The organism is Pseudomonas sp. DTU12.1 (assembly GCF_009873475.1).
Taxonomy (GTDB): domain Bacteria; phylum Pseudomonadota; class Gammaproteobacteria; order Pseudomonadales; family Pseudomonadaceae; genus Aquipseudomonas; species Aquipseudomonas proteolytica.
This window is the reverse complement of sequence record NZ_CP045254.1, coordinates 2,502,574-2,519,554: the sequence shown is the minus strand read 5'-3', so window position 1 is coordinate 2,519,554 and position 16,981 is coordinate 2,502,574. Positions and strand designations below refer to the sequence as shown.

General features: G+C 61.9%; 16 protein-coding genes. 12 read left to right on the top strand and 4 right to left on the bottom strand.

Annotated features, from left to right (window positions below):
* The first annotated feature begins 173 nt into the window (after positions 1–173).
* The 3 genes from GDV60_RS11050 to GDV60_RS11040 all read left to right on the top strand — a co-directional run bounded on the left by GDV60_RS11050 (position 174) and on the right by GDV60_RS11040 (position 2,539).
* Positions 174–1,073 (top strand): LysR substrate-binding domain-containing protein, encoded by a 900-nt coding sequence (locus GDV60_RS11050; RefSeq protein WP_092235633.1) that lies wholly within the window; start codon positions 174–176, stop codon positions 1,071–1,073.
* A 149-nt stretch (positions 1,074–1,222) separates the two neighbouring features.
* On the top strand, positions 1,223–2,014 hold the full coding sequence (locus tag GDV60_RS11045) for a hypothetical protein (RefSeq protein ID WP_104912110.1): 792 nt from the start codon (positions 1,223–1,225) through the stop codon (positions 2,012–2,014).
* A gap of 96 nt (positions 2,015–2,110) precedes the next feature.
* Complete coding sequence (locus GDV60_RS11040) at positions 2,111–2,539, top strand: hypothetical protein (protein ID WP_133715760.1); 429 nt, start codon at positions 2,111–2,113, stop codon at positions 2,537–2,539.
* Between the two features lie 136 nt (positions 2,540–2,675).
* Here the strand turns inward: GDV60_RS11040 and GDV60_RS11035 are convergent, their stop codons facing one another.
* A complete protein-coding gene (locus tag GDV60_RS11035) occupies positions 2,676–3,155 on the bottom strand; it encodes an Lrp/AsnC family transcriptional regulator (protein WP_029292979.1) in 480 nt (159 codons plus the stop codon).
* Positions 3,156–3,316: 161 nt separating this feature from the next.
* Between GDV60_RS11035 and GDV60_RS11030 the strand changes: the two genes are divergently transcribed.
* From GDV60_RS11030 to GDV60_RS10990, 9 genes are all read left to right on the top strand, one after another.
* The gene (locus GDV60_RS11030) at positions 3,317–5,131 is read left to right on the top strand and encodes a tyrosinase family protein (protein WP_159907164.1); all 1,815 of its coding nucleotides are present in this window, start codon (positions 3,317–3,319) and stop codon (positions 5,129–5,131) included.
* Positions 5,128–6,873, top strand: a complete 1,746-nt coding sequence (locus GDV60_RS11025) for a hypothetical protein (RefSeq protein WP_159907162.1) — start codon at positions 5,128–5,130, stop codon at positions 6,871–6,873. The genes GDV60_RS11030 and GDV60_RS11025 overlap by 4 nt, the downstream gene beginning before the upstream one ends.
* Before the next feature lie 157 nt (positions 6,874–7,030).
* Complete coding sequence (locus GDV60_RS11020) at positions 7,031–8,629, top strand: hypothetical protein (RefSeq protein WP_159907160.1); 1,599 nt, start codon at positions 7,031–7,033, stop codon at positions 8,627–8,629.
* Positions 8,626–9,447, top strand: a complete 822-nt coding sequence (locus GDV60_RS11015; RefSeq protein ID WP_159907158.1) for a hypothetical protein — start codon at positions 8,626–8,628, stop codon at positions 9,445–9,447. The genes GDV60_RS11020 and GDV60_RS11015 overlap by 4 nt, the downstream gene beginning before the upstream one ends.
* A 180-nt stretch (positions 9,448–9,627) precedes the next feature.
* Positions 9,628–10,347 carry a response regulator transcription factor gene (locus GDV60_RS11010; RefSeq protein WP_159907156.1) on the top strand — a complete coding sequence of 240 codons (720 nt, stop codon included), beginning with the start codon at positions 9,628–9,630 and terminating at the stop codon, positions 10,345–10,347.
* Positions 10,344–11,684, top strand: a complete 1,341-nt coding sequence (locus GDV60_RS11005; RefSeq protein ID WP_159907154.1) for a sensor histidine kinase — start codon at positions 10,344–10,346, stop codon at positions 11,682–11,684. The genes GDV60_RS11010 and GDV60_RS11005 overlap by 4 nt, the downstream gene beginning before the upstream one ends.
* Before the next feature lie 195 nt (positions 11,685–11,879).
* Positions 11,880–12,167, top strand: a complete 288-nt coding sequence (locus tag GDV60_RS11000) for a DUF3649 domain-containing protein (protein ID WP_070995928.1) — start codon at positions 11,880–11,882, stop codon at positions 12,165–12,167.
* Positions 12,164–13,702 carry a PepSY domain-containing protein gene (locus GDV60_RS10995; RefSeq protein ID WP_159907152.1) on the top strand — a complete coding sequence of 513 codons (1,539 nt, stop codon included), beginning with the start codon at positions 12,164–12,166 and terminating at the stop codon, positions 13,700–13,702. The genes GDV60_RS11000 and GDV60_RS10995 overlap by 4 nt, the downstream gene beginning before the upstream one ends.
* Position 13,703: 1 nt before the next feature.
* Positions 13,704–13,973, top strand: coding sequence for a DUF3325 domain-containing protein (locus GDV60_RS10990; protein ID WP_104912100.1), 270 nt, complete (start codon positions 13,704–13,706; stop codon positions 13,971–13,973).
* Positions 13,974–14,179: 206 nt separating this feature from the next.
* Here the strand turns inward: GDV60_RS10990 and GDV60_RS10985 are convergent, their stop codons facing one another.
* The 3 genes from GDV60_RS10985 to GDV60_RS10975 form a co-directional block, all read right to left on the bottom strand.
* On the bottom strand, positions 14,180–15,247 hold the full coding sequence (locus GDV60_RS10985; protein ID WP_159907150.1) for an NAD(P)-dependent alcohol dehydrogenase: 1,068 nt from the start codon (positions 15,245–15,247) through the stop codon (positions 14,180–14,182).
* Positions 15,248–15,382: 135 nt separating this feature from the next.
* Complete coding sequence (locus tag GDV60_RS10980) at positions 15,383–15,889, bottom strand: GNAT family N-acetyltransferase (RefSeq protein ID WP_057959217.1); 507 nt, start codon at positions 15,887–15,889, stop codon at positions 15,383–15,385.
* Between the two features lie 59 nt (positions 15,890–15,948).
* Positions 15,949–16,959, bottom strand: a complete 1,011-nt coding sequence (locus GDV60_RS10975) for a PLP-dependent cysteine synthase family protein (protein ID WP_159907148.1) — start codon at positions 16,957–16,959, stop codon at positions 15,949–15,951.
* Positions 16,960–16,981: the final 22 nt, after the last annotated feature.

Sequence of the window (16,981 nt, the reverse complement as noted above, 5' to 3'; positions counted from 1 at the left end):
TGCCAGGGCGCACCGACTAAAAGCCCGAGCGCGGAACACTAGTTATTTATTCTGTTTTTATCAAATATCTGAAAGGAATATGTTTATGCCAAATAAAAAACGCCCTATTTACGGCGTTTTTTCCAGGCTAAAGCCGCTTTATTTATCTTTTTACTTAGTATTTAATTCAACACATGAATAATTTAGAACAGTTAGCCAACGATCCACCTTTACGTGCCGTGCGCACCTTCGAGGCTTTTGCCCGCCATGGGGGCGTGAATGCCGCCGCGCGCGAACTAGGGGTGTCGCCCTCGGCGGTCAGTCATCAACTGCACTTGCTGGAGAGCTTCCTACAACAGCCGCTGACGATGCGCCAAGGCCGCAACCTGGGCCTGACCGAAGAAGGCCGCGAGTACTACCGGGCGATTCGCTCGGCATTCGCGGTACTGCGCAGCGCCACCGAGCACGTGCGGGAAAAGAGCGCGACGCGCCAGGTCACCATCAGCCTGATCCCGATGTTCGCCACCAACCTGTTCATCCCGAGCCTGCCGCAGTTTTTGAGCGCCAACCCGGCGCTGGATATCAACATCACCTACGCCAACCACCGCAGCTACCCCAGCGATGCTGCCGACCTGTCGATCCGTTTCGGTACCGGGCACTGGCCGGGGTATCACAGCGAACCGCTGATCAGCGGCGCGGTCACGCCGTTTTGCAGCCGCGAATTCCTGCAGCGCCACGGGCCTATCGCCACACCGCAGGCGCTCAGCGAACTGCCGCTGCTGCACGACGAAGAACGCGGCACCTGGGGGCAATGGTTCGATGTCGCCGAGGCCAGTCACAGCAACACGCACAATGGTCTGTTGCTGGAGGACGGCCAATTGACCCTGGTCGCCACCCTCACCGGCCTCGGCTGCTCGCTGCTGCGTGCGCCGTTGGTGGCGCCGCTGGTGGCCCGGGGTGAATTGGTGCAACTGTTCGACTTGCCGGTGGATGACGGACGCCAGTATTACCTGTGCCGCCGGGCCAGCAGCGAACTGTCGAGCGAGGGCAATAACCTGTATGACTGGATCAAGGAGCGGCTGGGCCAAGGGTGAGACGCAACATTGCGCATCTAACTTTCCCATGTGGAAATACAGGTGCGGGAACCTGAATAGATTTTCGCGCCACAGAAAAATAGCGGTTAGTGACCGTCAACAGTAAACGGTCGCTATCACGCCTTTCCATTTTTCTGAAGGATAAACACATGACATCTATTAATAACCAACCACTGGCCGCCCCGCTAGCGAATCACTCCCACATCACAGATCGTCATGAAACCAAGACAACAAACTCCGCCCGTCCCGAACCGAGTGCTCCGGCAGCGCACCGCTCCGCCAAGATGTACGACGAAACATATTTGAACATGTACAACACCATTCAACAGATGAAACCGCCACCCACTCTTGAGGCTATGCGAGCCCAAGTACCCGATGACAAATGGAACGCTTCACTTGACCGAAGCAAACCATTCCGAGAGCTAGGACGAAGTTATGGCCTGTCTTTGCTGCTTCAAACACCCATGGCGCAAGAGCTAGGTCGTAAGCTCAAAGAGCAGTTTGAAGATTTTTTCCCTGGCAGGTCTGATCTGTCTTGGGCGAGCCTAGGTATCACCGCCCTGTTAACTCAAGGAAAACATGGCGATCCGGGTGAAATCGCCGGGTTTGACTTCGACTCGTCAGGAACAAGCTCCTGGGATGAAATGGCGGCCAATATGTTCTCTCGGCTTAAAACACATCTGATAGCTACAGGTCGAGCAACACCTGAATTAGCAGAGGCCGCAACCTATGCACTGTTGTGGAACTCTGCGCCGGAGTATCTCCTGAACTTCATTCCTGAAAATGTGAACAGGCACTCCGATACTTGGGAGGCTGTCCGCAAAGAGATATCGAGAATGTCAGATGATGACAACCAAGCCCCCCTGGGGAAATTTTATGACAGCATCCTCGACAAGCTGGATCCCCAACGAGTTATTGACCGACAGAACGAGGGTGTTTAATTCAATAATCGCGAGTTGGTAGCCACCCGCCTCGCTGTCGGCTGGTATGATGCCGCGCTTTGAAAAACCAGCTGCAGACCTGCGAGGAAATACACCTTGAGTAACGACGCAAAAATGACCGGCGACCTGTTCGAAGTGGACAAGCGCCTGTCGCTCAAGCCCGTGGTGGACTTCAATAGCTACCTGCAGGCTGCCTTTGGCGATGGCCCTTGCACCTGCGTGCGCTGCGTTGCCAGCGCAGGTGACGAGAAAGGTTACGAGTATCAGCACAGCTTCAACTTCCTGGGCCAGATTACCCACCGCCGCTTTGCGTTGACCGCTGGCAGCGATGTGTTACAGATGCTGAAAAAGGCCTGGCTGTCCTATACCAAGGCCGACCTGCCGGGCAGTGGCGACTTGGCGCTGGAGACGGTCAAGGAGTTTGTCGAGCCGCAGTTGCACAAGCGTTTGCTGCCGTTGCTGCTGGCCAGCGGGTTGGTCAAGGATGTCGAAGGTGGCTTGCAGCTTCAGGCTGTGGCGGCCTGATAGACAACCGGATCATTACGGCGAACGCATAATCCTGTGGGAGCGGGCTTGCCCGCGATGGCGGTGGGTCAGCCAAGACAGGTGCTGACTGATCTACCGTAATCGCGGGCAAGCCCGCTCCTACACAAGCCGGCGTCTACAGGTCTGGAGGAAGGTGCTGCACGCCTTGCAGCGGCAGTTCATAGGACTTCTTCACCGTGCGCACCACCAACGTCGACGAATACGTGCGGATCGGAATATCCCGGTAAGTATCAAGAAACCGATAGATGTATTCGGTGTACTCCGTGGCATCGCGAAACTTGGCCACCATCACAAAATCAAACTCCCCGGTCATCAGGTAGCAGTCCTGAATCTCCGGGTGGTTGGCCAGGATGTGCTGCATCTTGCGATCAATGTCGTTGCTGTCTTTATCAAGCTTGATCAAAAAGAACGCCGTGACCTGGATCCCCAGCTTTTTTTCATCCAGCACTGCGACTTTGGCCTTGATGATGCCCACGCTCTCCAGGCGCCGGATGCGCCGGTAACAACTGGTCGAGGACAGCCCCACGCTGTCGCTGAGCAGGTCCAGGCTCTGGGTGCAGTCCTTCTGCAACTTGCCGAGAATTTTCAAATCCATGGCGTCTGTCATTATTTCCACTTCTTCCTTGAGAAAACTGCAATGAATCCGCCGTAAAGGCCGGCCAATTTGCACAAATCACTGCACAGTGGCCCGTTACTATCAACTCCAGCTTAGCAGCCCCGGAAAATCCAGCATTGGGGCCGCATGAGAGGGATCTTATGATAGTCGCGAAACCGACATGGGCCGCTGATATCCAAGGGCTTTTCACCGCGCCTTACTGGATACCAACGGCAGATCGCGCCAACGTCGCAGGCTCGTGGGTGCGCTGCATGAACGCCTACGATGTGTTCCTGGAAGACCCCGACTCGGTCAAGGCCTGGTCCGAAACTATCTACCAGCACCTGGCGTCGCGCAACATGCCGTTGACCCTGGACGACCGGCAATTCTGGCCCATCGACGCCCTGGAAACCTTCCGGCAGTGGGTCAACCAGGGCTGGCGCCTGAACAGCTTTTCGCCATTCGATATCGCCGAGCGCATCCCGCCTCCAGACCTGCCGCACCCGGTCAAGCGCGTGCGCCAGGACATCCGCGCGCTGAGCCAGGCGCAACTGGACCTGTACCGTGCGCGGCTCGACGACGTGATGCAGATCGGCAACCCGGACAGTGGCTCGCCCTGGCAGCGCTATGCCTATATCCATACCAACTGGTGCCTGCATTACCAGGAAGCCTTTGCCTTGTGGCATCGCGCCTACCTGCTGTACCTGGAAGCCTTGATCGACTGCCCGATCCCCTATTGGGACTGGATGGCCGAGGACGCCAGTATCGATGGCAGCCCGCAGGCCGGCCTACCCCAGGCCTTTCTCGATGAAACCTATGTGCACCCGCACAGCGGCGAAGTGCGGCGAAACCCATTGCGCTATGCGGCGGCCAAGGATGGCCGCTCGAAAGTCTGTGCCTCGGGCAATGTCGAGGGCCTGGACTGCCGCTTCGTGCAGCGCAACCCGTTGTTCTATACCCAGGGCGACCAGCAGAGCGTCAAGCGCACCCAGTTGTATGGCATGAGCCGGATTTTCCAGCAGCAGGTGGTGGATGCCTTGGAATTCAAGACCTTCAGCCAGCCCCAGGGCGTGCCGGGGTATCCCTGGGCCAATATCACCGTGTTCGATCCACCGCAAAAGGACGAGCTGTACCCCAACCGCACGCTGAATTTCGATGGCCTGTTTGAACAGCCCCACGACAACTATCACGGCTGGATCGGCGGTGATATGGCCGATAACGCCTACACCGCGTTTGACCCGGTGTTCTGCTCCTACCACGCCAATATCGATCGCGTACTGGAGATCTGGATCCGCGCCAACCCGGCGGCGCAGTACACCACCCAATGCCTGCTCCAGCCGTTTGCCGGCAGCCAGGCCGAGACCGTCACGTTCACCAGTGCCGATGCCTGGCGCTATACCACCCTGGGCGATATGGCCCAGGACAGCCGGCATATCGGCTATGACTACGGCATGCCTGTCGCGCCGCCGTTTGGCGCACGAAGCGCCAGCGCAAAAGCCTGCTGCCCGCACAGTGCCGCGCCTGCCCAGGATCCGGCGCAGGCCGGCGGCCCGTGGGTGGTGTTCGACCATGTGCGCTGCACCCACGATACCTACCTGATCGACGTTTTCCTCAACCAGCCCGACGCCACGCCCCAACAGGTCAACGCTGATAACCCGCACTACGTCGGGCGCTTCAGCCGCATCGGCATGGGGCTGGTGGATGACAAGGGGCGCTGCATTACCCACGGCGTCTGCCGCGCGCTCAATGCCGCGCGCAGTGCCTCGGCACTGCACCTCGGCCCCACGGACGCCGTGCAGTTGAGCCTGCTGGTTACCCATCTCGATAGTGGCCGGGTATTGGCGCCGCAAGAGTACGCGCCGCTGCCCGGCTTTATCGCCCAACTGGTGTGGGATGACCCGCGCCAGACCGTCGCCGACCCTCCCCCGAGTGCCGGTTGCTGCAGCATTTCTACCCCCCATGGAGATTTGTCATGAGCACGCCCTTCAAGCAATTCACCTCCCCCGCTGGGCAAGCGCCAAAGGACTACAACAAGCTGGGCCTGGAAGACCAGTTGCCACAATTCGAAACCGACTGGAACAACGACATAACCGGCTGGACCGAAGCGGCGATCATCGGCAACCCCTGGTCGGGCCTGTATGACGCGCCCCGCTCGGCCTATTACAACCCGCTGGTCGAAGGCTATGGCGACACCACCCTGCCGGCGATTACCTGGCAACCCTTTCCCAACCGGCTGTGGACCTTTTTCTACAACAACGGCACTGCGGTGATTCCACAACTGGGCAACAAGGCCATGACCCTGCAACAGGTCATGGAGCTGACCGACAACGGCCAGATCACCATCAACGGCACCCTGTACACCCTGTACGACCCGGACAAGAAAGGCACCCTGCTGCAACTGCCCGTAACCCGCTGCCCGACTATCGACTGGAGCGGCAAATACAAAGACTTCTCGCCCTCGGGGCCGCGTGGCTGGCTGGACGAATACTGCGAGTGGTCGATCGTGCGCGATACCAACGGCAACATGCGCAAGATCACCTTTACCAGTGAAAACCCGGCGTACTTCCTGGCCATGTGGCGCATCGATCCGAATGCCGTGCTGGGCTTGTATCGCGACTACATCGACCCGAATGTACAACTGCAAGATCTCTATCTGCGCTACACCGCCGACTGCAAGACCGGCAAGGCCGGTGACCCGGTGATTGACCCGACCACTGGCCTGCCGGCCTACGACACCGTCAACAAGTGGAACGCCGGCACCGCCTGCACCCCCGGCCAGTTCGGCGGCGCGATGCACCTGACCTCTGGGCCCAACACCCTCAGCGCCGAGGTGTACCTGGCGGCGGCGGCCACGATCATGCGGCCCCTGAAAAGCAGCCAGAGCGCCCAGGCGCTGATCTGCTGCGCGCAATATGGGCAGAACTATCGCAACTCCGACCCGCATATCGGCTTTGCAGCCAACGGGGCGACGAATGATGGGGCCACCCCCAGCCGGATTTCCCTGACCAACCCCATCGCCCTGTACCTGCAACAGCCGACCAACTTCAATGCCTGGAAAGGCCCCCAAGGCCAGGATGTGAGCCAGTACTGGCGCATCACCCGCGGTACCGCCAAATCGGCGATCAACGGCTCCGACCAGATCCTGCAGGCGGTGTTCGAGGTACCGGAAAGTGCCGGGTTCTCGATCAACGACATCACCATCAATGGCCAGGCGGTGAACTATGTGTGGGTGATTGCCCAGCAATTGCTGGTGGGCCTGAGTGTCACCACCATGCCGAGCACCGCGCAGCAGCAATCGCCTTGCGTGCAGGATCGGGTCAATGGCCTGCAGCCCTGGCCGGTGCAGTTGTTGCCGCTGGACCTGTTCTACGGCCAGTCGCCCACCGACCTGCCGGCCTGGCTGGCCCCAGGTACCAGCGGGCAATTCGCGCTGGTGGTACAAGGCGCGGACCTCAAGACCACCGCCGCCACCGCACGGATCCAGTTCAACAACCCCGGGGTCACGGCGCAGGTCACGGAGTTCCTGCCCGACGCCTCGGCCATTCCCGGCCAGACCAATGCGGGCGGTACCCAGGGTTACATCATGACCATCACCGTCGCAAAAGACGCGGCGCCGGGGCTGGTGACAGTGCGCGCGCTCAATCCGGGCGAGGCGGATAACGTCAGCGCGGCGGACCACCCTTGGGAGTCCGGGCTGGCGCTGGTGCCATCCACTTAAGGGCCAACACCGACCTCTGTAGGAGCTGGCTTGCCAGCGAAAATCCCCAACGATAACGCGGGGTACCTGGCGCCCAGCGGTGCTCTCAGGTTTTTCGCCGGCAAGCCGGCTCCTACACAACGGCTAGAGGCTTCACCTTCATGCAAGGAGCGCGATGATGTACAGATTTCGCTTACGTGGTCTGCTGCTGGTCAGCACGCTGCTGTCGCTGTTTCTCCTGCCCACGGCCCAGGCATCGGATGCCGATACCTGCGTCCAGCAGCAGTTGGTGTTCGACCCCAACAGCGGCGGTTTTCTACCCGTCAACAATTTCAACACCACTGGCCAGAGCTTCATGAACTGTTTTGGCTGGCAGCTGTTTATTGCCCTGAACTGGCCCGTGGATCCCGGATGGCCAGCCAATGCAGCCCTCGCGGGCGAGCCGAACCGCAAGATCAGCATGGCGCAATTTGGCGTGCCCCAGGTCGCCGGGCAACCCATGACCACCGCGCCGGTGTGGGCAAGCTTTAAAGACGCTAACGATATATTCCTGCCCGGCGCCCGACCGCCCACAGGCTGGGGCGTGCAGACATTGGTGCCGTCCAATTGCAGCAGCGAGGGCAGCCTCAAAGCGTTGTCGGTAGGCGCGCGCAAGTTCATGAACGCCACCTCGGAAAGCGCGACCAACGCCAAGCATCGCTTCCACTTGTCCAGCGGCACCCTGGCTTCGATTCCCGACCCGATCATGGAAGCCGCCGGCGGCTGGCTGACGGACCAGACCGGCAACCTGGTGTATTTCGAGCGCAAGGTGGGCAAGGCCGAGTTTGACTATATCGTCAAGTACGGGCTGTACGATGCCGCCAATCAAATGGTCGTTGCACAAAACAGCGATGGCAATCATCCGGCCGGGCTGTCCCTGCCCGCCGGCGAGCTGATGCGCTCGATGCCGGCACAGCCCCTGCCCCAGGAACAACTGGGCGCCCTGGAACTCAAGGCCGCCTGGCGTATCCTCACCGGCAAGCCCCAGCTCTACGGGCGCTACCTGACCACCGTGGCCTGGCTCAAGAACCCCGCCACCCTGCAATGCACCCAACAAGTGGTGGGCCTGGTGGGCCTGCATATCATCAACAAGACCCAGAGTTCACCGAACTTCATCTGGACCACCTTCGAGCAAGTAGACAACGTACAAGAGCCAGGCCAAGTACCTGCGCAACAGACACCGCCCGACGGCTATACCTTCTACAACCCCAACTGCACCGGTGGCCCTGACGTGTGCACGCCCAACGTGGCCCGTATCCAGTGCCAGCAGCACCACCCTGATCGCGAATGCACCGAGCCCTATCCACGCAACCAACCGGTCCAGACCACTCGCGAACACCCCCTGCCTTCGGACATGCAGGCCCTCAACGGCGCCGTGCAGGCCAGCTTCGCCCAGCAGACCAACGGCCAGTCGGTGTTCCAGTACTACAAGCTAGTCAATGTGCTGTGGATCACCGCCCCGACCGCACCGGACCCGGAGCCGGGCGCGGGTGCGAAGGTGCCCCTGTCCTATGGCGCCTTTATCAGCGATAGCAACGTACCGGTGGCCAATACCACCATGGAGACCTACGTCCAGAGCATGGACTGCAATGCCTGCCACCAACAGGCGACGATTGCCGGCAGCAGCAGCCTGGCCTCGGACTTCTCGTTCCTGTTCAACAACGCCGATTCGGCCAAGCAAAAAAGCCTGATCAAACGCGTAAATGCCTTCGAAACCCTCAAGGATGGCCCACCATGAAACGCTCCCTTGCAACCCTGCTGCTTGCGCTATCGATGGCCCTCGCCCCGCTGGCCGTTGCCCATTCCCCCCATGAACTGCACGCGGTCAGCAACGGCGCCGATGCCGATGCGCCGGGCAACCACGGCATGTTCATGGTCGGCTCGCAGACCCTGTTCCTGGTGCACATGCCAATGTTCACCACGGAAAAGCACATGTACCAGATCGTGCTCCAGGCCAGCCTGCCCGCAGACGTAATGGCCAAGTACCAGGCCCTGCGCGCGGCCAATCCGAGCAAGCCGTATAACCTGATCAACGTCGACGACGACACGTTCACCCTGCCTCAGCTCAAGGCCGGTGAAGTGACTTCGTTCAAGGCGACGATCTTTGACGGCTACTCCAACGAGGGCGGCGGCACACCGGGGCCGGTGCTGTTTGACAACGTACCCGTGACGGTCGAGGCGGTGGTGATCTACCGGCCGTTCAACCTGGGCATCGACCGACCGAAACAGCTGGTCTACACCCTGTTTGGCCGGGGCACTGAGGCGCACTTGACGCACTACATCGCTCAGGATCCGGACTTCCAGGAAATCATCACCCTGCCCGGCCCGCCGGCGCCGTTTTCGGCGGCGCAACTGGTGTCTACGGTGGATTTGAACTTCACCACCGTGCAGTCACTGCCGATTGTCTGCCAGTCGCCGCTCAAGCCTGGGGTTTATCCGACGTTGCTGGAGGGGCGCGCCGATGCGCCGGTGGCGCTGGACCTGGGGCCGGCGGCGCAACGCGTGTGGTATTCGACGGGGAATCTGTTGAACAAGAACGATCCTTGCCAGCGCTAGGATAGGTCTAAAGCGGGTGCGGCTCCATGTAGGAGCCGGCTCCATGTGGCGTATCTGGATGATCCGGTGTTCTGTCGGATCATCCGGCAAATGCAGCAATAAACCGCAATCAATAGGAATGTGCCGGAAGATTTGCCAGAATGCGCAACTTAGAAACATTCGCATTCGCAGGAAATTCCCATGCACGCCCACTCTTCGCTCCCCGCAGCGCGTCGCATCCTCGCCGTCGAGGATGACCCGGTGCTTGCCGCCCATCTGGACAGCCACCTGGGCCAACGCGGCTTCGATGTCACGTTGCGCCAGAACGGGGGTGAAATCGTCGAGCTGGTGCGCGCCCAACCTTTCGACCTGATCCTGATGGATATCATGCTGCCAGGCAGCAGCGGCCTGGAGGTGCTGGCGCAACTGCGCCGGCATCAACGGGTGCCGGTGATCCTGATGTCGGCCCTTGGCGCCGAGCAGGACCGCATCACCGGTTTCAGCCAGGGTGCCGACGATTACCTGCCCAAGCCGTTCAGCATGCTGGAAATGGATGTGCGCATCGATGCGATCCTGCGCCGCGTGGCCTATGAACACGAGGTGCCGGGCACGGCGCGCAATGAAGACCCGCAACTGACATTCGACGAACAGCGCACCGATGTCAGCCTCAATGAGCAGTGGGCCGACCTGACCACCACCGAGTATCGGGTGCTGGAAACCCTGGTGGCCCATGTCGATGAGGTGCTGACCAAGGCGTTCCTGTACCAGCAGGTGATGCACCGGGCCTATTCCCGGCATGATCGCAGCCTGGACATGCATGTCAGCCGCATCCGCCGCAAGTTGCAGGCCATCGGCTACACCGCCGGGCGCGTGGAGACGGTCAGGAGTACCGGCTACATCCTGACCCGGCTGGCGCCATGAGGCTGCCCAACCGTCATTCGCTGTTGTGGAAACTGATCGGCCTGCTGGCGGTGCTGTGCCTGTTGGTGGTCAGCCTGCAGGTGGATGTCAGCCAGCGTATCCAGGAAGCCACTGCGCGCTTGCCCGCGCCCACCCGGCAGATTCTTACCGATTATGCGCAGCAGGCCGAAGCCGCCTGGCGTGAGCGCGGCGCGGCAGGCGTCGACGAGTTCCTGAACACCTTGCGCGCCCGGGAGCAGGTGTGGGCGGTGGTGGTGGATGACCACCATTCGCTGTCTTCCCAGGCGCTGACCACGCTTGAGCGGCGCAAGTTGGATTTCGTGCGCCGGATCGACTGGCCGGTGGGGCGCCCCGGTGGCCGGCCGACGTTTTATATCCCGTTCAGCGATGGCCAATCGCGGCTGGTGATGGAGTTGCCCTTGCACCTGGACCCGCGCAAGGACAATGGCCGCTGGAACATCCTCCTGCAACACGTCCTGCCGGCCTCACTGGCGCTGTTGTTCGGCGTGCTGTTGTACCGGGTGCTGATTTCGCCGCTGGTGATCCTGCAGCGCCAGGCCAATGCCCTGAGCGCCGGGGACCTGGCGTCACGGGTCGGGGCCCAGGTGACGCGCCGTCGCGATGAGTTGGGTGAATTGGCCCGGGCCTTCGATCATATGGCCGAGCGCCTGGAAAGCACGGTGGTGCTGCAACGGCGCTTGCTGCGGGACTTGTCCCACGAGCTGCGCACGCCCTTGAGCCGGCTGCGGGTGGCCGGCGAGCGCGAGCCCGATCCCGGCGCCCTGCGCCAGCGCCTGGAGCGTGAAGTGCAAGGCATGGAACGCTTGATCGGCAACACCCTGGAGCTGGTCTGGCTGGATACCGAACGCCCATCCATGCCGGTGGAAGCGGTGGAGATGGAGCCGTTGTGGGACCTGTTGCGCGAAGACGCCTGCTTTGAAAGCGGCTGGTCAAGCGAGCGCCTGCCCTGCGAGCTGCCCGCAGGCGTCTGGGTGCTGGGCAACCTCAATGGCCTGGCCCAGGCCCTGGAAAATATCCTGCGCAATGCCATCCGCCACTCCCCCGAACAGGGCGTGGTGCGCTTGACCGGTAAGCTTGAGGGCGACTTCTGGCACCTGTGCATCCAGGACCAAGGCCCGGGCATCGAGCCCGACAAGCTGGAGCAGATCTTCCTGCCGTTCACCCGCCTCAATGCCGCCCGCCCGGGCGGTGACGGTTATGGCCTGGGCTTGTCGATTGCGCGCAGCATCGTGCAGTTGCAAGGCGGTCAGTTATGGGCGCAGAACACCACGCCCGGGCTGAGCCTGCATCTGCGCCTCAAAGTGTATAAGTTGTAAATTGCGTTTACTCCCATATGAGAATCACTAGCATTCGAGCCCTGGATTACTTGTGACCCACTCAATCTAGGTGGGATTGGCTTGTGTGGGAGCTGGCTTGCCTGCGATGGCATCACCTCAAAATTACCTGATAGACCGAGGCGTCTGCATCGCAGGCAAGCCAGCTCCCACAGGTCTAACGCTGATGAGCCCTCTATGAAAAGCAAATCCCCTGCCTGGCCGACTCTCTCGCGGATTGTCGCCGCGCTGATCGGCGGTTACCTGTTTACCTATGCGTTTACCGCCGCCCTGGCGCGCCTGTTGCCCATGGACAAGGTCGACGCGCTAGTGGTCGCCAGCCTGCCCTCCTTCCTGATCTATACCCTGGCGATTCTCTGGGCCTTCGCCTGTCGCAACGCCTGGCGCGCCTGGGCCGGGATGGCCCTGGCGCTGCCATTGGCCGCCATCGGTTTCTGGCCACAATGGCGCGAGGTGCTGGGATGAAACACAAGACCCTGACCCAATCCATGGCCTGGCTGCACACCTGGAGCGGGCTGATTTTTGGCTGGTTGCTGTTTGCGATCTTCCTGACCGGCACCCTGGCGGTGTTCGACAAGGAAATCGACGGCTGGATGCGCCCGGAAATCCCCGCCACCAGCCTGTCGCAAAGCGCCGCCGCGCAACAGGCCCTCGGTTATCTGGCGCGCCAGCATCCCGAGGCGAAGACCTGGAACATCGGCTTGCCTGGCGAGCGTTCCGACACCCTGACGGTATCGGCCGGCGAACAACGCCGTGGCGGCGGCACCGCGCTCGACCCGCGCACCGGCGAGCCCCTGGCCGTGCGCGAAACGGCCGGTGGCGGGTTCTTCTTCCGCTTCCACTTCACCCTCAACCTGCCCCGTGACCTGGGGATCTGGACCGTCGGACTGGCCGCCATGGCGATGCTGGTGGCGCTGATCAGCGGGATTGTGATTCACAAGAAATTCTTCAAGGATTTCTTCACCTTCCGCCCGGCCAAAGGCCAGCGTTCGTGGCTGGATGCGCATAATGCGACGGCAGTGCTGGTACTGCCCTTTCACCTGATGATCACCTATACCGGGCTGGTGATTTTCTACCTGATCTACATGCCGGCGGCGGTGGATGCGCTGTTCGATGGCGATCGCGACAACCTGGGCCGCGCCCTGCGGGGTGCGCCCGCCGAACAGCAGGTGCGCGGCGAACGCCCCACGCGCAGCGAGGCGGCCGAGTTGACCGCGCTTGAGCCCCTGCTGGCCGAGGCCGAGCGAGCCATGGGGCCGGTGTCCAGCCTGTCGATCCACAACCCAGGACGCAGCAACGCGCGGATCGAGGCGCGCCCGGTGCTGGGTAATCGCATCGAACTGACCAAGGGCCAGAGCATGCTGTTTGACGGGGTCAGCGGTGAAGTCCTGCGCCAACCCGCCGTCAGCCGGCCAAGCCTGCTGACCCAAAAAGTCATGGCCGGCCTGCACTTTGCCCAGTTTGGTGGCTACTCCATGCGCTGGTTGTACTTTGTCTGCGGCCTGGCCAGTTGCGCGATGCTCGCGACCGGGGTGGTGCTGTTTACCGTCAAGCGCCGTCGGCGCCACGATGGCGAAGGGGCTGTGGGCGCCCTGCTCTACCACATCGCCGAACGCCTGAATGTGGCGGTGGTGGCCGGGTTGATGGTGGCGTGCGTGGCCTTCCTGTGGGCCAACCGCTTGCTGCCGGTGGAACTGGCCCAGCGCGGTGGCTGGGAGGTGCGGGTGTTTTTCCTGGTGTGGTTGCTGAGCCTGGGCCACGCGATCATCCGCCCCTGGCGCAGTGCCTGGCGCGAGCAACTGGGCCTGGCCGCCGCCCTGTGTATCAGCCTGCCGGCCCTGAGCCTGCTGGGGGAAAGCCTGGGTGATTACCTCTACCTGGAATTGACCAGCGTCGCCCTCGGCCTGCTGCTGGCCTGGCCGTGCTGGAAGCTGTACCAGGCGCCCAAGGAGCGCGCCCCACGGCGCGTGGGCAAGCAACCTGTAGCGCAGGTCAACTGAGATGGCATTGATAGCCGCCTTGTTGCTGGCCTGCGGTGGAATGCTGGGCTTATGCCTAGGTTTGGAACGGCACTACAAACAGCTCTGGCACCGCCTGCCCTCGCCCATGCTGCGGCGTGGCTTGCGGGGGATGGGCTGGGTGCTGCTGGCGGCCAGCTTTGCCGTGAGTGTGCAGGTGTGGGGCTGGGCCATGGGGCCAGTGGCGTGGTTTGGCTTGATTTCGCTGGCGGGGCTTAGCGTGGCGTTTCTGTTGCCCTATAGCGCCCGCTGAGTGGCGGCTGGCCGGTTGTTGTAGTCATATGTGGCGAGGGGGCTTGTCCCCCGTTGGGCTGCGCAGCAGCCCCAGTAAGTCTCACCTAGGTCTATCAGATAGACCGAAATAGCAGGTTCTGGGGCTGCTGCGCAGCCCAACGGGGGACAAGCCCCCTCGCCACGACAGAGGCCCCATCGTCACAATGAGGTTCCTGGCGAGGGCTGTCAGGCCCCCTGGATCTCGCGCTTGAGGCTGTCCATATCGATCACGAAGCGGTATTTCACATCGCCTTTGAGCATGCGCTCATAGGATTCGTTGATGCCCTGGATATCAATCATCTCAATCTGCGAGACGATGCCGTGCCGGGCGCAGAAGTCCAGCATGTCCTGGGTCTCCTGGATGCCACCTATCAATGAGCCGGCCAGGCTGCGGCGCTTGAAGATCAGGTTGAATACCGTGGGCGATGGGTGCGGGCTGTCCGGTGCGCCCACCAGGGTCATGGTGCCGTCGCGCTTGAGCAGGTTGAGGAACGCGTCCAGGTCATGGGGCGCGGCCACGGTATTGAGGATGAAGTCCAGGCTGTTGGCGACCTTGGCCATTTCGTCCGGGTTTTTCGACACCACCACTTCGTCGGCCCCGAGGCGCAGGCCGTCTTCGCGCTTGTTCGGCGAGGTGGTGAACAACACCACGTGGGCGCCCATGGCATGGGCGATTTTCACCGCCATATGCCCCAGGCCACCGAGGCCGACCACGCCGACCTTCTGCCCAGGCCCGACCTTCCAGTGGTGCAGCGGCGAATAGGTGGTGATGCCGGCACACAACAGCGGCGCCACGGCCGCCAGTTGCGCCTCGTCGTGGGAGATGCGCAGGACGAACTTCTCCTTGACCACGATGTTGTCCGAGTAGCCGCCAAAGGTGTTCTCGCCACCAAACACCGGACCGTTGTAGGTGCCGGTAAAGCCGCTCTCGCAGTACTGCTCCTCGCCCTCGGCGCAGGATTCGCAGTGCTGGCAGCTGTCGACCATACAACCGACGCCAGCCAGGTCGCCGACCTTGAAGCGGCTGACATTGGCCCCCACCGCTGTCACCCGGCCAACAATTTCATGGCCCGGCACCGACGGATAGAGGGTGTTGTTCCACTCGTTGCGTACCGTGTGCAAGTCGGAGTGGCACACCCCGCAATAGAGGATATCGATCTGTACATCGTCAGCACCGGGGGCACGGCGCTCGAAGGTAAAGGGTTTGAGGGCATCCTTGGCGTCACGGGCGGCGTAGCTGTAAGTCTTGGCCATTGCGGTCACCTGTTTGCATCGACATTGAAGGTCAGTTGACCAGCATAGCCGCCCCACCGTTCAACCGAAGTCAATCGGCGGTAATCCAGACAAACACCTACCCTCTGTGGGAGCGGGCTTGCCCGCTCCCACAGGTCAGTGAACCACCGCCCGGGTTACCAAGAAGCTCAACAACTGCGGTTCGTCATCCAGCTCAATGGCCTGCACCGGGCGCGGCAGGTTGTCCAGCACACTGCGCCAGAACGCCTGGGAGGCTTCGTCCTGGTCGTAGAAACGCACCAGCCAGTCAGCCTCGCCGCTGGTCAGTACCTGGGTGGCCAGGGCACGGCCTATGCCCTTGCGTCGGTAGCGTTTGAGGATAAACAGGTCGGCCAGCTCCAGGGCGTTGATCCCCGGCAGCTCGCTGCGCTCGATCAGCAGGAATCCGGCGATGTAGCCGTCCACCAACAGCAGGTTGGCGCTCCACTGCGGCTCTTGCCAGTAGCGCGCCAGGTGTTCTTCATGGATGTAGAAGCGGCCGTCCTGCTCGACATCTTCCTGTTCCCAATCCGAGGATTCATAGGCATAAAACTGGTAGAGGTTGCAGATCAGTTCGGCCTGTTCCGGGCCGGTTTGGATCAGTTCGACAGTGGTGTCACTCATGGCGGGGCTCACGCGGGCGGGGCGCCACAGTAGCGAAGGCCGGCGCCCCAGGCAAGCCGCTAGGCTTGCTGCTTGAGCTGGGGCAGCGCGCCCAACCACTGCTCCAGTTCGCGATGCACCTGGGGCGCCAGCAACTGCCGTTCTGCCATCCATTGGTCGTTGAACACCGTATCGAGGTACTTTTCGCCGCCATCGCACACCAGCGCCACGATCACGCTGTGGGCCGGCGCGTGCCGTGCCTCGCGCAGGGCCTGGTAGATAACTCCGCCTGCCGAACCGCCCAGCAGCAGGCCGTAATGCCGGGCCAGGTAGCGCGCGGTTTCAAAGGCCTGGGCATCACTGACGGTAAGACCTTTGTCGATCAGTGCGTAGTCGACCACGGCACCGATTTCTGCGCCTTGTGGGGTGCCGGTGCCGGACTGGTGATACGGCGCACCGGGGCCGCCGAAGATCACCGAGCCGCAGGGTTCGACACCGATCACTTGCAGGCTGTGGGCATGGCGTTTCAAGGCGCGCGCAGTGCCGCACAGCGAGCCACCGGTGCCCACGGCGCCCACCAGGTAGTGGATTTCATCGCCAAGCACCGCGCGCAGTTCCTCGGCCAGTTGCGTGTAGCCGTTGGCATTGGCCGGGTTGTGATGCTGGCGGGTCCAGTAGGCGCCCTGCTCATTGGCGATGCGCTCGGCCGTGGCATCGCGGTCGGCGGTGGCCAGCCCGCCACCGGGGTCGCCGACCCGCACCAGTTGCGCACCAAAGGCTTGCATCGCAAGCAGTTTGTCGGGGCTGGCGTGTTCGTCGACCACCGCAGTGAAGCGGTAGCCACGCTCGGCAGCCAGCAACGCCAGGCCCAACCCGGTGTTGCCCGAGGTCGACTCGACAATCCGCCCACCCGGCTTGAGCTGCCCCGAGGCCTGCGCCTCGTCGAGCATCTGCCGGGCCATGCGGATCTTGGCGGTGCCGGTGGGGTTGAATTGCTCCAGTTTAAGCAGCACGCAGCTGCCGTTTTCGGTGACGCACAATTTGAGCAGCGGCGTATCGCCGATCAGCTCGGACAGGCAAGTGTTGATCATGGCAACCTCTGGGCAGTATGAA

Bases quoted from the DNA above. Each gene is read 5' to 3' on its own strand.
- GDV60_RS10975 (WP_159907148.1), bottom strand. From the start codon at position 16,959: ATGATCAACACTTGCCTGTCCGAGCTGATCGGCGATACGCCGCTGCTC.
- GDV60_RS11015 (WP_159907158.1), top strand. From the start codon at position 8,626: ATGAAACGCTCCCTTGCAACCCTGCTGCTTGCGCTATCGATGGCCCTC.
- GDV60_RS11045 (WP_104912110.1), top strand. From the start codon at position 1,223: ATGACATCTATTAATAACCAACCACTGGCCGCCCCGCTAGCGAATCAC.
- GDV60_RS11050 (WP_092235633.1), top strand. From the start codon at position 174: ATGAATAATTTAGAACAGTTAGCCAACGATCCACCTTTACGTGCCGTG.
- GDV60_RS11025 (WP_159907162.1), top strand. From the start codon at position 5,128: ATGAGCACGCCCTTCAAGCAATTCACCTCCCCCGCTGGGCAAGCGCCA.
- GDV60_RS11030 (WP_159907164.1), top strand. From the start codon at position 3,317: ATGATAGTCGCGAAACCGACATGGGCCGCTGATATCCAAGGGCTTTTC.
- GDV60_RS11010 (WP_159907156.1), top strand. From the start codon at position 9,628: ATGCACGCCCACTCTTCGCTCCCCGCAGCGCGTCGCATCCTCGCCGTC.
- GDV60_RS11005 (WP_159907154.1), top strand. From the start codon at position 10,344: ATGAGGCTGCCCAACCGTCATTCGCTGTTGTGGAAACTGATCGGCCTG.
- GDV60_RS11000 (WP_070995928.1), top strand. From the start codon at position 11,880: ATGAAAAGCAAATCCCCTGCCTGGCCGACTCTCTCGCGGATTGTCGCC.
- GDV60_RS10990 (WP_104912100.1), top strand. From the start codon at position 13,704: ATGGCATTGATAGCCGCCTTGTTGCTGGCCTGCGGTGGAATGCTGGGC.
- GDV60_RS10995 (WP_159907152.1), top strand. From the start codon at position 12,164: ATGAAACACAAGACCCTGACCCAATCCATGGCCTGGCTGCACACCTGG.
- GDV60_RS11020 (WP_159907160.1), top strand. From the start codon at position 7,031: ATGTACAGATTTCGCTTACGTGGTCTGCTGCTGGTCAGCACGCTGCTG.
- GDV60_RS10980 (WP_057959217.1), bottom strand. From the start codon at position 15,889: ATGAGTGACACCACTGTCGAACTGATCCAAACCGGCCCGGAACAGGCC.
- GDV60_RS10985 (WP_159907150.1), bottom strand. From the start codon at position 15,247: ATGGCCAAGACTTACAGCTACGCCGCCCGTGACGCCAAGGATGCCCTC.
- GDV60_RS11035 (WP_029292979.1), bottom strand. From the start codon at position 3,155: ATGGATTTGAAAATTCTCGGCAAGTTGCAGAAGGACTGCACCCAGAGC.